Annotated in this window: 11 protein-coding genes; 7 read left to right on the top strand and 4 right to left on the bottom strand. The window is 33.5% G+C overall.

Translation table 11 applies throughout. The features are described from left to right. Positions 1-78 precede the first annotated feature (78 nt). The 7 genes from trkA (at position 79) to C3E88_RS04595 (ending at position 8,264) form a co-directional block, all read left to right on the top strand. Positions 79-1,458: a Trk system potassium transporter TrkA gene (trkA, locus tag C3E88_RS04625; RefSeq protein WP_236908992.1), complete on the top strand. Its 1,380-nt coding sequence runs from the start codon at positions 79-81 to the stop codon at positions 1,456-1,458. Then, on the top strand, positions 1,436-2,899 hold the full coding sequence (locus tag C3E88_RS04620; protein WP_236908991.1) for a TrkH family potassium uptake protein: 1,464 nt from the start codon (positions 1,436-1,438) through the stop codon (positions 2,897-2,899). The genes trkA and C3E88_RS04620 overlap by 23 nt, the downstream gene beginning before the upstream one ends. 27 nt (positions 2,900-2,926) lie before the next feature. Beyond that, a complete protein-coding gene (locus C3E88_RS04615; RefSeq protein ID WP_236908990.1) occupies positions 2,927-3,676 on the top strand; it encodes an exodeoxyribonuclease III in 750 nt (249 codons plus the stop codon). A 122-nt stretch (positions 3,677-3,798) separates the two neighbouring features. Then, a complete protein-coding gene (locus tag C3E88_RS04610; protein WP_236908989.1) occupies positions 3,799-4,740 on the top strand; it encodes an AAA family ATPase in 942 nt (313 codons plus the stop codon). Between the two features lie 2 nt (positions 4,741-4,742). Then, positions 4,743-5,819 carry a DUF58 domain-containing protein gene (locus C3E88_RS04605; RefSeq protein WP_236908988.1) on the top strand — a complete coding sequence of 359 codons (1,077 nt, stop codon included), beginning with the start codon at positions 4,743-4,745 and terminating at the stop codon, positions 5,817-5,819. A 1-nt stretch (position 5,820) separates the two neighbouring features. Continuing rightward, entirely contained in the window at positions 5,821-7,014 is a 1,194-nt protein-coding gene (locus tag C3E88_RS04600) for a hypothetical protein (RefSeq protein WP_236908987.1), read from the top strand. Positions 7,015-7,073: 59 nt separating this feature from the next. Next, positions 7,074-8,264 carry an amidohydrolase gene (locus C3E88_RS04595; RefSeq protein WP_236908986.1) on the top strand — a complete coding sequence of 397 codons (1,191 nt, stop codon included), beginning with the start codon at positions 7,074-7,076 and terminating at the stop codon, positions 8,262-8,264. Positions 8,265-8,358: 94 nt separating this feature from the next. Here the strand turns inward: C3E88_RS04595 and C3E88_RS04590 are convergent, their stop codons facing one another. From C3E88_RS04590 to C3E88_RS04575, 4 genes are all read right to left on the bottom strand, one after another. Continuing rightward, positions 8,359-11,280, bottom strand: coding sequence for an insulinase family protein (locus C3E88_RS04590; RefSeq protein WP_236908985.1), 2,922 nt, complete (start codon positions 11,278-11,280; stop codon positions 8,359-8,361). 133 nt (positions 11,281-11,413) lie between these two features. Beyond that, the gene (locus C3E88_RS04585) at positions 11,414-12,778 is read right to left on the bottom strand and encodes a metallophosphoesterase (RefSeq protein ID WP_236908984.1); all 1,365 of its coding nucleotides are present in this window, start codon (positions 12,776-12,778) and stop codon (positions 11,414-11,416) included. Positions 12,779-12,927: 149 nt separating this feature from the next. Continuing rightward, positions 12,928-14,160 (bottom strand): metallopeptidase TldD-related protein, encoded by a 1,233-nt coding sequence (locus C3E88_RS04580; protein ID WP_236908983.1) that lies wholly within the window; start codon positions 14,158-14,160, stop codon positions 12,928-12,930. A gap of 15 nt (positions 14,161-14,175) precedes the next feature. Continuing rightward, on the bottom strand, positions 14,176-15,513 hold the full coding sequence (locus C3E88_RS04575) for a TldD/PmbA family protein (RefSeq protein WP_236908982.1): 1,338 nt from the start codon (positions 15,511-15,513) through the stop codon (positions 14,176-14,178). Positions 15,514-15,781 lie beyond the last annotated feature (268 nt).

The following is a 15,781-nucleotide window of genomic DNA, read 5'->3' as shown; positions in this document are numbered from 1 at the left end:
ATGGTATTAAACCTTCTTAATCCATATGAAAACTGTTATAATGATTTTATATATCTTTTATAACTAGGAGTGGATTTTATGAAAGTAATGATTGTTGGAGCTGGAAAGTTGGGATATAAATTAGCTGAACTTATGAATCATGAGGATATAGATGTAACTTTAGTAGATGTAAATTTGAAGACTTTAGAGAGGATTAGCGATCACCTGGATGTGTTAACTGTTGCCGCCAATGGTATACAGATCGGTGCATTGAAGGAGCTAGATATTCAAACCTATGATTTACTTGTAGCAGCAACGAATAGTGATGAAACCAATACTTTAATTTGTTCTTTGGCAAAGAAGCTAAAATGCAAGAAGACCATAGCAAGAATTAGAAATCCAGAGTTTACAGAACAATTGGATTTTGTAAAAAATGAAATGGGTATAGACCATATTATCAATCCAGATTTAACTACAGCTATGGAAATAGAAAGGTATCTATTGAAGAGTTACAATTTTTATGCAGACGACTTTGCTAAGGGCAAGGTTTCAATGGTAGATTTTCATATAGGAAATATAGAAGGTTTTACTGGTAAGAAAATAATGGAACTAGAAGGATTGGAAGGACTACTTATTACTGCTATATCTAGAGAAGGAGATCTAATTATTCCTAATGGATCAACTAGATTAATGAAAGAAGATGTAATCCATGTAATTGGCAAGGCCAAGAATATAAATAAATTAGGTGAGAAACTTAAAACCAATATGGATAAGAAACATACTAAGAAGGTCATGATATTAGGCGGTGGGAAAATTGGCTACTATTTGGCACATAGATTAGAATCTTCTAATGTGTCTGTAACAATAGTAGAGGAGGATAAGACAAGGTGTCATTATCTATCAGAAAAACTAAACCATGCTATGATAATCCATGGAGATGGAACAGATATCAATTTGTTAGAGGAAGAAGATTTGGCACTTCAAGATGCTTTTGTAGGGGTTACAGGTTATGATGAACAGAATTTATTGATGGCTTTAGTAGCGAAACAGTCAGGTGTTAACAAGACTATTGCTAAGATATCTAGACCTAATTATGTTCATATAATAGATAAGCTAGATATTGATGTTGCCCTAAACCCTGTTAATATTACTGCTAGCGATATCTTAAGATTCATAAGGGGAGGTAAGGTAGTATCAGTATCTTTACTTTTAGGGGGACAGGGAGAGGTTACCGAGATAATCGTATCTGAGGATTTACCCATTGTTGGAAAACCTATATCTAAATTGGGATTACCTAAAGGAATTATTATCGGTGCAATTGTTCACGATGGAGAGGTTATTATCCCAAAAGGAGACACCATAATTTATCCAAAGGATAGAATTGTTGTATTTTCCTTAACATCTGATATGCCAGCTTTAAAGAAGATGTTAAGGCCTAGTAAAGGAGGGATACTCAGTGAACTATGGGGCAGTTATTAAGGTATTAGGTAATCTGCTGATGATAGAAGCAGGATTGATGATTCCCTCCTTTTTTGTAGCTATATATTATAATCAATGGGATAAAAGGGCTTTTTTAATCAGTATTATTATCACTGGTGTTATAGGGTTTATAATGAGTAAGAGCTTTGAATATAAAAAAGGGATAAAAGCCAAAGAGGGTCTAGCTATTGTTGCGCTTGGATGGATATTAGCGTCTTTTTTTGGTTCTTTGCCTTTTGTATTTTCTGGAAGTATTCCTTCATGGGTAGATGCATTTTTTGAAACCGTATCGGGTTTTACAACAACTGGGGCTACCATTGTAGATGATGTAGAGCTTCTCCCAAAAGGCATATTGTTTTGGCGATCTTTTACCCATTGGATTGGCGGAATGGGAATATTGGTTTTTACCATTGCTGTTTTACCTACATTGGGAGTAGGGGGATTCCAGATATTTAAGGTGGAAAGCCCTGGGCCTAAACCAGATAGAATCGTGCCAAGGGTTAAAGATACTGCCAAGATACTATATACCACATATTTGGTAATTACCCTTTTGGAAATAGTATTATTGCTATTAGGCGGTATGTCATTATTTGATGCTGCAGTCCATACCTTTGGTACAGTAGGTACTGGAGGTTTTTCTATAAAAAATGAAAGTGTTGGTGCTTATAATAGTACTTATATACATTTGGTAATTGGTATATTTATGATATTATCAGGGGTTAACTTTTCATTGTACTATGCACTTTTTAAAGGCAAAGTAAGGGAAGTAATAAGGAATGAAGAGTTAAGACTATATTTGGGTATAATATTTACAGCTGTAATTCTTATTGCAATAAATATAAATAAGAGTATGTATAATAATTTTGGATTATCTTTAAGAGATTCCTTTTTTCAAGTAGGTTCTATCATAACTACTACTGGCTATGCTACAGTGGACTTTGATCAATGGCCTACTTTTAGTAAGATAATATTGTTTTCTCTTATGTTTGTCGGAGGTTGTGCCGGTTCAACAGGTGGGGGAATGAAAAATATTAGGATATTAGTGTTGTTCAAATTGATAAAGAGGGAGATAACTAAAATATTTCACCCCAGAGCAGTTATTCCTATAAAGACTGAGGATAAAGTAGTTCCAAATGAAACCGTTGCTAGTATAACAAGTTTTTTCATGCTATATATTTTAATATTTGTATTGGGAACAGCAATTATTTCATTAGAAGGTATTGATTTTGAATCTTCAGCAGGTGCAGTGGCTGCTACTTTAGGCAATATAGGACCTGGTATTGGGCTAGTAGGGCCAGCTAGAACCTACAGCCAATTTAGTTATGGGGGAAAATTGTTGTTATCTTTGTTTATGTTATTAGGTAGATTAGAGCTATTTACCATAATTGCTTTGCTTGTGCCGAGCACCTGGAGAAAGGAAATATTATCAAAGAATGCTTAGGATAGTAAATATTATGGAGGAGATAGGATGAAGTTAGTTTCTTGGAATGTTAACGGTCTTAGGGCTTGCGTTAAAAAAGGTTTCTTGGATTATTTCGAGGAAGTGGATGCAGATATATTCTGTGTTCAAGAAACCAAATTACAGGAAGGCCAAATTCAACTGGATTTAGAGGGGTACCATCAGTATTGGAATTATGCAGAAAAGAAGGGGTATTCCGGTACAGCTGTATTTACTAAGGACAAGCCTTTGGAGGTTAAATATGGACTAGGGATAGAAGAACACGATAAGGAAGGTAGAGTTATAACTCTAGAATATGATGATTTCTTTTTAGTAAATGTGTACACCCCTAATTCCCAAAGGGAGCTTAAACGTCTTGATTATAGAATGACATGGGAAGATGATTTTAGGGATTATCTAAAGGAGTTGGATTTAGATAAGCCGGTAATATTGTGTGGAGATTTAAATGTAGCCCATAAGGAGATAGACTTAAAAAATCCATCAAGTAATAAAAGAAATGCAGGTTTTACTGATGAAGAAAGGGGAAAGATGACCCAGCTATTAGATACAGGATTCGTAGATACCTTTAGACATTTTTATCCTGATAAAGAAGGTGCCTATACTTGGTGGTCCTATATTACAAGAGCAAGGGATAGAAATGCTGGTTGGAGGATTGACTACTTTATAGTGTCGGATAGGCTTAAGGACAAATTAAAGGATGCACAGATTCATTCAGAAATAATGGGAAGCGATCATTGCCCAGTATTTTTAGAAATATGATCAAGGCAAAGACAGTCAAGGGACTGTCTTTTTGTTGCTCAACTATATATACTTTAGTATAATGGATTTAACTGACATTCATTTATATTGATTACAGCCATATTATTAAGGGGGATGAATATATGGAGGTACATAAGTTTACTGATTTCAAGGATAAGATTATACAAAATGTATCCAAAGTAATAGTAGGGAAGGATGCAGAGATTGAACTAATCCTTGTGTCCTTTTTAGCTGGAGGTCATGTTTTACTAGAGGATATACCTGGGACAGGAAAGACCATGATGATAAAAGCTTTTTCTAAAACATTAGGCTTACCTTTTAAAAGAATTCAATTCACACCAGATTTATTACCTTCAGATATTACAGGTATCAACTTTTATAATCAAAAAATTTCGGATTTTCAATTTAGAGAGGGGCCTTTATTCTCCAATATAATACTTGCTGATGAGATAAATAGAGCAACCCCTAGGACTCAATCCTCTCTTCTCGAGGCTATGGAGGAAAAACAAGTAACTTCTGATGGGCAAACTAGAATATTAAATAAACCCTTTATGGTATTAGCTACTCAAAACCCTGTGGAATCCTACGGTACTTTTCCCCTACCAGAAGCACAACTGGATAGGTTTTTTATGCGTATTAAGCTAGGCTACCCTACAAAGGAGGAAGAAAAGGATATAATCAGGAAAAACATAGGCAATCCTTTGGACTATATAGAGGCAGTAGTTGAACAGGAGGAGTTAGACTATGTGTTGAGAAATGTATCCAAGGTTACTATAGAGGAAGATGTAATGGACTATCTAGTAAACATAGTAAGTGAAACCAGAAATAGGGATGATATAGCTTTAGGCATAAGCCCTAGAGGTTCCATAGCGCTATTTAAAGCTTCCCAAGCCCATGCTGCTATTAACGGAAGGGATTACATAATACCCGAAGACATAAAGAGTATATCTCCATATGTGTTAAACCATAGGATAATAGCTCGAGGTGTAAACAATATAGAGGATTCATTAGAATTGATAGGGGAAATAGTAAAAAATGTACAAGTTCCCTTGGAAGTTAGATAGCTATGGTTTGGATTCTAATAGGACTAATAGGCCTTACCTATTTGATTAATAAATGGACACTATTCTATGGCTTTAACGATTTATTCTATAGGATGGAAATAGAAAAAAGTCAAGCTGAAATAGGAGAGGAGATACAGATTTATTCTATAGTGGAAAATAGAAAACGGATGACGGTTCCCTTCTTAAAAATAAACGAAAGATTTCCCAAGGGATTTAATATATGGGACAATCGGTATGCTTTATTTATCATGCCTAATCAAAGGGTTAGGAGGGGATATAAGATAATAGGTGGGAAAAGAGGCCTTTATACAATTGAATATGTATACCTTGAACTAGGTGATTTTATTGGTTTCAAATCTAAAAGACAATATATGAAGGTAAATAAAGAAATAGTAATACTTCCTGAAAAAGTTGATCTTTATAAAAGCTTAGAACCGATTGGAGCATTAAATGGGAATATATCGGTTAGGAGATGGATTTTGGATGATCCCCTTATGACCATTGGCATAAGGGAGTATACTGGAAATGAACCGGAAAGATTTATCCATTGGCCTTCCTCAATAAAATACAATAATCTAATGGTTAAAAACTTCGACTTTACTACGGATAATAGTATTATAGTGGTTTTAAATATTGAAACCATGAAGCCTAGTTGGCAACCAATTGAAGAGGATATAATAGAAAGAGCCATATCCTTGACCAGGGCAGTCATGGAAGAATGTGAAAATTTTAAAATACCCTATGGTTTTGCATCTAATGCTCATAACAGTAAATCTATCCATGAAAGGGGATATTTTTACCATCCAGGTTTAGGTCAAAATCATTTAAGCAGCTTTCTTGAAATACTTGGCCGAATGGATTATAAGGTAGATACCTTTTTTGAGAACACCTTAAGGAATATGGCTAAAAGACAGGGTCACTATACTACTGTGGTTATTATTACACCGAGAATATTAGATACATATATAGAGCCTATAAATATTTTAAGTCAGACTGTCAATAGGACGGTAATCATCTCTGTAGAACCGGAGCATTTAGATGATTTCAATGATAATATAATTAAGTATAGGAGTAGGTAATATGGTAGAGATTATTTTGTTTGAGATAATATCTATAGTTTCCCTTTTATATTCCCTATGGATGATGTTCTTTTACTTTGCACCTATAGGAGAAATGTTCCTGGTGTTTATGTGGACTATTTTAGGATCTATGGTATTTGCATTAAATTATAGTAAATCCAAGATATATGAAACTAGCATATTGCTACTATTATTGCCTTTGATATTTTATAATGACAAAAAATCCGTTTTTTTCATATTAGTAGCTACTATCTTGATCTATTTATATATAAAGAAATCCTTATTTAAAGGCAATTATTATGTATATGTATACCAATTAAGATGGATTTTATTGCTATACATAGTTGTCATATTTATAAGGTTGTTGCTAGATGGGGTTAAAGGTTCTATTAGTTATGCATCACCCTTTATAATAGTTTACCTATTATCTTCAATAATGTTAGTGAGAACTATTAGACACCTAGATTCTAGAATGAGTATGGAGAAGATCAGAAGGAATAATATCAAATATTTAGTCATTATTTTTGTAGTTTTTTCTATAGCAGCCTTTGATAGCTTAAGAGAATTTATTTGGAAGCCTATAGAGAAGGGCTTAGATGGGCTAATCACTGCAGTCTTCTACCCTCTTTATCTATTTTGTAAAAATATTGATCCGCCCACGGAAACGCCTATAGAAGAGATGATGGAATACGAACCTGGGATGGATGAGGCAGCGGATATGGAGATGGAAGAACTTAGAAATATTTTAGAAGAATATGTTCCTTGGGATTTTACCATGTTTAAACGGATATTAGGTGTACTATTGGCTTTAGTTCTAATATATATCGTCTACAAAGTAATCATGAAGGCAGGTTATAGTAGAGGATATAAAAGTATAGAATATACGGAAGAGAGGGAGTATATAAAGAAACCCAAAAAGAGAAAAAAGCTATTTAGAAGGGAAAAGTATCCTAGAGAATTGAGGGAGCAGATAAGATATTACTATAGAAGGTATCTAGATAAATTGATCAAAGAAGATATTAATATATCAAACTCCGATACCTCTACTGAAATAAATGAGAAAGCTGAAGAAATATTTGGAAAGGAGATAGAAGAAATCAGAGATATTTATATATATAGTCGCTATAGTAGTAAAGAAGTAGATGAGGGAATGGTAGAAAAGATGAAAACCTTATATAAAAAGTTAACATGCTAGCTTTTTATTTTAAATCCTATGATATAATTTAAGTCATAAGAAAAGAAGAGGTGAACTATATGGAGCAAAGAGCTAGTATAATCAATAGAATAGATGAGCTAGAAGATGAATTAGTGGCTTTAGGAGAGACCCTTCATGAAAATCCGGAATTAGCCTTTCAAGAATTTGAAGCGGTGAGGAATATAACCACCTTACTAGAAAAACATGGTTTTAATATAATTATGGGAACAGGCATGTTAAAAACGGCTTTTAAGGCAGAATATATTGGAAAGGACGAAGGACCTACAGTGGCTTTTTTAGCGGAATATGATGCTCTACCACAAATAGGCCACGGATGTGGACATAATCTAATAGCTACTATGGCAGTAGGTGCTGCTATTGGACTGAAGGAAGTAGCTGACTATATAGATGGTAAAATAGTAGTATTAGGAACTCCAGCTGAAGAAGGTGGCGGAGGAAAGATCTTAATGCTGGAAGAGGGATATTTTGATGATATAGATTATGCTTTGATGATGCATCCCTGTGTAAATAATATGATATACAGAGGTGGATTAGCAAATAGAAGTATTAAGATAGAGTATTTTGGGAAATCAGTTCATTCTGCCTATCCAGAGGGAGGAATAAATGCTTTACAGGCCACAATTCAAACTTTTAATATGATAGATCATTTTAGAGGTTTATTTCCCTTAAAGACCAATATAAATGGGATTATAAGGGAAGGGGGCAATATGCCTAATATCATTCCAGATTATAGTTCCTGCGAATTTTCTCTAAGGGCAGAGACAGTAAAGGATTTGAAGGTTGTAGAAGGCTATTTGGACCATATAGTGGAGTCGGTAGAAAAGTTAATAGGGGTTAAATCCAAGGTAGAAAAATCCATCATATATGCGGAAAGATATCCTAACAGACATATTGATGAAAGGTTAAAGGAGAACATAGCACCTTTTGGTGTAGAGATGAAATATCCTGATCCAGATATGAAGTATGGTTCTTCTGATATTGGAAATGTAAGTCTTAAAATTCCTGCTATACATTCCTACATAAAAATCGCAGATAGGGGAACAAACTCTCATTCTACGGACTTTACAAAGGCAGCCAATAGTCCTAGGGCCTACGATATGGCTTTGAAAGCTGCTAAGGCTATGGCATTAACTGGATATGATATATTAACAGATGAAAAGTTGAGAAGGGACATCCAAGAGGAATTTGATAGAACCGTACCTAAATACGACAAAGAAGACTTTAAATAAAAATTCACACAGGCTTCTAGCCTGTGTGAATTATTATTTTTACGTAAGACTGGGATCTTTTGCTATGCCTAGAATGACAACTGTTTTGTGGATTTTATTTCTTTAGTTTAACCAGCTTATTAAATATATTTTCATTTTCCCTAATCTTGTTTTCGTTACCCAAAACGCATAAATAATCTTCTTTCATGGCATCGTTAAGAAGGGTTGCATAAGCTTTAATATCTTCCAACTTTGTATTTAGGACCTCTTCCCTTGTTTTTTGTATTTCTTCTTGAGTTATGTTGGATATATATCTAATAGTAGCTAGTTGCCCTTTGTCATAAGGAGTCATAGCTGGGTCTAGACGGCTCATAGTTCCTATAATATAGGTAGTTAACTCCGATTCATCTAGATCTAGATTTTTGACATAGTCTGCCATGCCATCATAAACGTTTATTGTCTCCAGAAGATTTGGATCCCTGTAGGAGAAGGTGGTTAGATGACCTGTTCTGTCTATGGAAACACCTGCACCATAGGCTCCACCTTGGGCTCTGATTCTATTGTGGAGATAGTCTCCATTTAGTATAGTAGCTAATACCCTCATATTACCATTATATTTATAGTCAAGCTTTTTGAAATTGTATCCCTTGGATACATACTGAACATTGGCAGAGGATAATATACCTTCATTAGTTTTTTGTTTAGTAAAATCATACTTTTTAGGTACTAGTTTTTCTCTATTTAGATTATCAACAACTACTGGTAGATTATTTTTAATTAAGGCTAAATCTTCTCCATCTCCTGTAAAACTTATGATTAGATTGTTTATATTAAATACTTCACTGTACACCTTGTTGAGATTGGAAATAATCTCTTGGCTATTATTATCAAAGTCTTCCAATATATCGCAGATAAACCAATAGAAATCCAGACCTTTAAGCTTTTCTGTATATTTTCTAGAAGGGGAAAAGTAGGAACCAACCCTCAAAGAGGATATGGAATGGCCTACATTAAATAATGTCATTTCTATTCTAGATTTTATCTGTTGAATTAATTCTTTAATTCGATTTTTATCTTCTATTTTAGATTGAGTAAGTAGTTCGTTTATCAATTCCATCATTTTAGGGATGTTATTTTCTATGGCTTTACCTTTTACGACAAATTTAGGGTAATATATTTCATCATTATCCTTTTCTACATAAGCACTAGCATCGAAAACTATTCCTCCAGTATTAATATATATTTCATTGGCCAATTCTGAATAATCTCTAACTTGAGTGTCTACTTTTCCAACAATCCCTGATAGTAAATTTATATATGGGATTAGTTTTTCATCTACCATAGAGGTATCGAAATAAAAATCTATATAGGCGATTTTGCTAGTAAATATATTATGGAAAAGTAAAGTTATATCTTCAAGTTTTATTATTTCTTGGGGAATTACTTCAGCCTTTTTATCTACATCGGATATGGAAAGTTTAGGAATGGTAGCTTTAGCTTCAGGAGAATCATCTGATAGTTGCATTTCTTTAAGTTCTTCATTTTCTCTGATTAGAACTTCCATCTCCTCTTCATCAAGTGATTCTTTGAATTCTGCTAATCTTTTTTCTATGTCCTTATCCTTTTCTTCTCCTAATCCTTTTTTAGGTTCTACTACTACTAGAGAACTGTGTGAATTGTCGATTAATCGTTCTCTAATAATTTGTTCAAAGTATCCAGTACCTATGTTTTCCTTAAATTTATTAATAGTATCTTCATATTGAAGATGGGTAGTTGGACTACCATCATATAACCAACTGTCCATAGATTGCATATTATATACTAAACCTTTAGTTGCGAAATTACCGGCTTCCCGAAGGCTATATTCCATGATGTTGATGGAAGCTTCTATCAATTTTTCATCTATGCCTTTTTCTACTAAATTGTTGAGAGTATCAAAGATGATCTTTTCAAACCTATCCTTTTTATCACTGGAAGTATGTTTTGCAACAATACCAAAACCAGGTTGCAATCCTCCTACATTTATTGAAAATACATCTTCGCCGATTCCAGCTTGAAGTAATGCCTTTTTTACTGGTGCTGCTTCTGATTCTATTAACATTAAAGCTAGTATATTAGCCAATAAATAAGTTTCTGGATCTATATTTTCTCCCAAAACAAAATTTAAACTTAAATAAGTACGATCATCTTCATCTTCATCCTTCAATATAGGGTAATAAGCTATAACTTCCTTTCTCTCTTTAAAGGGTTTTTGAATAGCTATATGAGAGTCTATATCTTTTCTATCGAAGTGAGATAGATAGTCTCTATCTATATGTTCTAGATGTTTTTTTACATCCCCATTTCCATATAAGTATATATAGCTATTTGAAGGATGATAAAACCTCTTGTGGAAGTTTAAAAATCCTTCATAGGTAAGATCTGGTATTACCTCTGGATCTCCACCTGAAGAATATCTATAGCAGGTATCTGGATAAAGGGATTTGTTGATCTCATCTCCCAAAATCCTCTCTGGGGACGAATATGCCCCTTGCATTTCATTGTAGACGACTCCCTTATATATTACAGGATCTTTCCTGTCAAACAGTTCATAATGCCAGCCTTCCTGCATAAATATCTTAGGCTCTTCGTATATTTGGGGATAGAATACAGCATCTAGATATACATCCATTAAGTTAAAAAAGTCCTTATCATTTCTACTAGCTACTGGATACAGAGTTTTATCGCTAAAAGTCATGGCATTTATAAAAGTTTGGAGGGAACCCTTTACCATATCCATGAAAGGCTCTTTGGTTTTATATTTTCTAGAGCCGGATAGAACACAATGTTCTATTATGTGAGGTACTCCAGTACTATCCCAAGGTGGAGTTCTAAATCCTATGGAAAATACTTTATTGTCATCGTCATTTTCTAAATGTAATAGTCTTGCACCAGATTTTTCATGGGAGAATACCCTTGCAATGGATTGAATTTCCTTTACTTCGTATTCATCTACTAATTTAAATCCATAATAATTTTTACCTACTTCAAAACCCATATTATAACCTCCTATAAATAGTATAAAAAGATATCTTTGTATTAATATATTGGATTGTAGTTTAATTTTTTATTATTTACTTAATGATCTAGCTATTAACTTAGGATATCCTATTTAATATAATATTACCACACTATTTTTTATCTATATCATTTAAGGATAGGGGAATAAATAGTTTGTTGTTATCAGTTTTTTCATCACTAAACATGCTTAGAGCATAGTCTCGTACGAAATTTGGTGCAGATTCCAACAGTATTTCAAATCCTTCTGTAGTAAATATATCGTGTAGAGCTTCATTTCTAAAGCCAGCAAAATATCTTAAATTGAGTATAGACATGGTTTTAGATATGGCCTTCATCTCTTCGTCAGAGTACTTAGATATTTCTAATAGAGAGTCATAGTATTTATCATAGCTTCGTCTTTGAAAGAAATTTCTAGAGTATTCAGTAAAATGGACTAGGCTTTTATCATTAATTTTATTTTCTTCTACCCACCCTGCCATATCGACTCTATTTGTTCGATAATCATAACCCTTATCTGGTTTAAATTTCAATATTCCATATTGGTTTGGGTATGCAGTTAGACAGGATGTAGCAATATCATATATGGTTTTACCACCTTCCTTATGGGATTTAATATCCTGTAAATGTATATGGCCTGTGAGAACTATTTCTATTTCACAGTTTTTAAATACCCTTAGTGTTTCTTCACTGTTTTCAATTGTAAAGTCCTTATTAATTATATTGCTATGGTCTAATAGGCTATGATGCATTACCGCTATAAGCTTGGCGTCATTTTCCTTTGCCAAATTGGCACAATCCTCTACCCATTCTAGGGTTTTGGAAGAGATCTCTCCACCCATTTCTGGACCATCTCTCAATTTATTCCGCTTATATTTTGCTGAGTCCAACATTAGCAGCCAAATATCCTCTGCCGGTGTAGCTAAATAGCTTAGAGAATGATTATCTCTTGACACAGCATCTTTATATCCAAAGGGATAGTATATATCTACAAATTCATCACTAGTTATGCTATCGATTTTAATCAACTCATCTCCAACATAGTTTCTAGCCCAAGGATTTTCTATATCGTGATTTCCTGGTATTACAAACACACATACACCCATCTTCTGGATGGCTTTTAGTTTTTTTGCAAATTCCATATGGCTTTCTTTTTCTCCATTGCAGGTTAAATCTCCAGGAACTATAAGGATATCTGGTTTTAAATTTTTTATATCTTTTGTAAAAGCATTAAATATTTCATCAGAATAGTCAATTAGTTTACCGTCTCCAGTAGTAAGAAATGTTTCAAAGGCTTTTCCATCATCAAAGGTTTCTTTAGACATATAATGAGGGTCAGTGGCGATGAAAAAGGTTATATCCTCCCCTGATTCGATTTGGCAACATATATTAGAACATGTAAATTTATCCATGCAGCCGGTTAGACTTATGGCGAGAATAAAGGACATGAGTGCTAAAATTATTTTTTTAGTATTCACAAACCCCACCATCCTTGCTATATTTTTAGAAACCACAAAATACCTTATTGTTATAATTGTATCATATTTTAGGAAGCTATTTACTATTAATCTTCATAACATATGGTAGGAAATAATATACCATGGCAATTAAACCATGGTATATTACTTTAATTTTTAGAAACTTCCATGTTTATTATCAAGTATTTACTATTGGATAAGGGAGTAATGGCATCCTTACTTACGCCTATGAAGGAATCTCCAAACATATCAAACAGATTTGAACTAATATTTATTTCTGGCAATCTACCTATAAAATGTTCACCATCGAATAAGAATGCTAATTGGACAGGGGAGGCAAAATTGCCTTCTGGTGTAAAATCTCCACCAGAAGCAACCATTATAAATATCCCCATCTCCCCATTTAACAATTCCTTGGCGGTTTTTTCTGATTCTTTTATAGCCATTACTGGAGTTCCTAAGGTAGGTATGCCATCATATTCTGCCTTTGCAGCTCCCGTTAGGGGAAGATCGTATTTATCAGCAGTTCTTTTATCTGTATAAGGGGATTTGACTATTCCATTTTCTATAAGGGCATATTGATAATCCTTGTTGACGACACCTTCAGCGTCAAAAAATGGTATAGGGTAGTTTTTAGGATTATTAGTTTGATATAGGGTGAAATTTTCGTTGAATACTCTATCCCCTATTTTATCGCTTAATAAAGAACTCTTTGTACCAAAGTTGTTTCCGTCTAAGTCTTGGATAAACTTTAGAAAGGGTAGCATTTCATCAGATGCAAATACTACAGGCAATTTATTGTTATTTGGAAGATCTACCTTATGCAAATAGGCATTGCAAATAGAGTTAATATACTCTATGGCTAGCTCCCTATCATATCTTCTACCTTGAAACCCAACAAAGCCATCTATAATATTGACAGAAGTTTTTTCCTTAAATATCAATCCTAAGCTTATGAAACTATCTTTATAGTAAAGATCTAAATTGTTACTATTAGTCATTTTTATTTCTTGATCTGTTAGATACAATTTATTTGAAAAATAGAAATCAGGTTGTTCTTTTCGTATACGGGCAAGTAATTCTTCAAATTCATCTATTAGATTATCCCTATTGATTATCTCTGATGATAGGTCCTCTCCCATTATATTATTCTTTTCCAATGGATATTCATAGGATATTTTATTATTTAATCCGTCAATAGCTCTTTTTTCTAACTCCGATTCATCATATCTACCAAGGGCTCCTGTATAACCAATAAATCCCTTATCATAAACTCTAAAGCTTACCTTTTCGATATCCTTGTTTCTTACAGAGTCTATTTTAGTTTGAACTACATTGATGGATGTTTCCTTAATTCTACTAATATATTTTTCCTTTATCATTTAAAACCCTCCTCTCTACTGTACATTTATATTATTGACCCTAACATGGGGACCACCAAATCCGACTGGTAGAGGGAATTGTTCCATTTTCCCGCATCCACCTAAAACGAAAGAGTGTAGTTCAACTTCGTTGGAAAGTCCATCGATTTCATCGAGGGTATCCATGACGTTTCCAGTGATCACAGAAATATTTACAGGTTCTGCTATTTTTCCATCCTTAATATAATAAGCCAAAGATGGAGCTATGGTAAATGTGGACATTCCTGAACCATGTTTTATAGTTTTTATATATATTCCCTCTGGAACCTCTGAAAATAGTTCTTCATTGGTTTTATCTCCCTTTTCTATATAGGTAGTTCTCATCCTTACTATAGGTTCAAACTCGAAGTTTACAGCTCTAGCATTGCCAGTTAAGTTTTCTTCTAGAAGGGTAGCAGTAGTACCAGAGTGGAGCCTACCACTTAATATGCCATTTTTAATCAAGTAGATTTTTTTTGATTTAGAACCTTCATCATCGAAGGGTACATATCCACTACCTATTATATTGCCATCATCTATGATGGAAAGTATTTCAGAGCCTACTCTTTTGCCTATAGCCCACTCTTTTTTCATGGTTTCATCACCTATCATAAAATCTGCTTCAGATTTGTGGCCAAAGCTTTCGTGAGCAAACACTCCTGCTGCTAATGGAGATAGTATTACCGTGTATTTTCCAGGTTTAATGGGTTTAGCATTTGTTAAGAAATTTTCACATTCTTTTACATAGGATTTAAATTCCTCTAAATCCTCACAAAGCTTATCAAAAGTATCATATGCTTTTTGGTAGCTTTCAGATAGCCTTTTTCCCTCCTCTACAAACTCCATTCCAATAGATAAACCTGCTAGCTGGGTGTCAAATATTACATCTGCTCCTTTACTGGAATAGAACTTTTTAATGATCTTTCTATCGATATAGTTAGCTTTCCAGTTTTTTATTAGCTCATTGTTATCTAGTAGTGGGAAAAATCTTTTCAGCAGTTCGTGTTTTTTGTCCATGGCGATTTTAGAGATGCTATTTTGTCCAAAGGAAATATTTTCTTCTCGATTTATCTGTAAATTTTTTACGATAGGATTGTCATATATGTTTTTATTTGGATTGGCGTAGGATGCAAGAGCATAGATTTCACTTTGTATATTTTCTATATTTGATATGGAGCTGTAGTACCATCTTTCACCATCGAATATCCTTATGAAAGCAGCCTTATAGCTTCTGATCTTCGATTCCCTTATCTCCCCTAGATGATATATTATTTTTGTTTCGTACACATCCTCTATGCGCACATCGGTGTATAAATCTTGTGGAAAATCAAACATTTGCTTACCCCCTTTGAAATAATTGTTTTTTATAGATCATACTTTATGAAATAGTCAAAAGTATTAATATAATTATATCAATTATATATATCATAGTCTAACAAATTATCACAATATTGGGAAAACACTATATAGAAAAGGATATAGTATTGGACTGCAGTGAAGGAGCATAAAATTAATGTTATAATAGGGATATAAATGTTTGTATATGATATAAAATTAAACATTACGGAAAAGGGTATATTGTATAGGACAAGTTCTTGATTAT

It is taken from the genome of Clostridium sp. Cult3 (assembly GCF_021655115.1).
GTDB lineage: Bacteria > Bacillota > Clostridia > Tissierellales > Tepidimicrobiaceae > PPXY01.
This window is presented reverse-complemented; position numbering and strand designations above follow the sequence as displayed.

Coding starts and splice junctions, on each gene's coding strand:
- trkA (WP_236908992.1), top strand. CDS start 79: ATGAAAGTAATGATTGTTGGAGCTGGAAAGTTGGGATATAAATTAGCT.
- C3E88_RS04615 (WP_236908990.1), top strand. CDS start 2,927: ATGAAGTTAGTTTCTTGGAATGTTAACGGTCTTAGGGCTTGCGTTAAA.
- C3E88_RS04610 (WP_236908989.1), top strand. CDS start 3,799: ATGGAGGTACATAAGTTTACTGATTTCAAGGATAAGATTATACAAAAT.
- C3E88_RS04605 (WP_236908988.1), top strand. CDS start 4,743: ATGGTTTGGATTCTAATAGGACTAATAGGCCTTACCTATTTGATTAAT.
- C3E88_RS04600 (WP_236908987.1), top strand. CDS start 5,821: ATGGTAGAGATTATTTTGTTTGAGATAATATCTATAGTTTCCCTTTTA.
- C3E88_RS04595 (WP_236908986.1), top strand. CDS start 7,074: ATGGAGCAAAGAGCTAGTATAATCAATAGAATAGATGAGCTAGAAGAT.
- C3E88_RS04590 (WP_236908985.1), bottom strand. CDS start 11,280: ATGGGTTTTGAAGTAGGTAAAAATTATTATGGATTTAAATTAGTAGAT.
- C3E88_RS04580 (WP_236908983.1), bottom strand. CDS start 14,160: ATGATAAAGGAAAAATATATTAGTAGAATTAAGGAAACATCCATCAAT.
- C3E88_RS04575 (WP_236908982.1), bottom strand. CDS start 15,513: ATGTTTGATTTTCCACAAGATTTATACACCGATGTGCGCATAGAGGAT.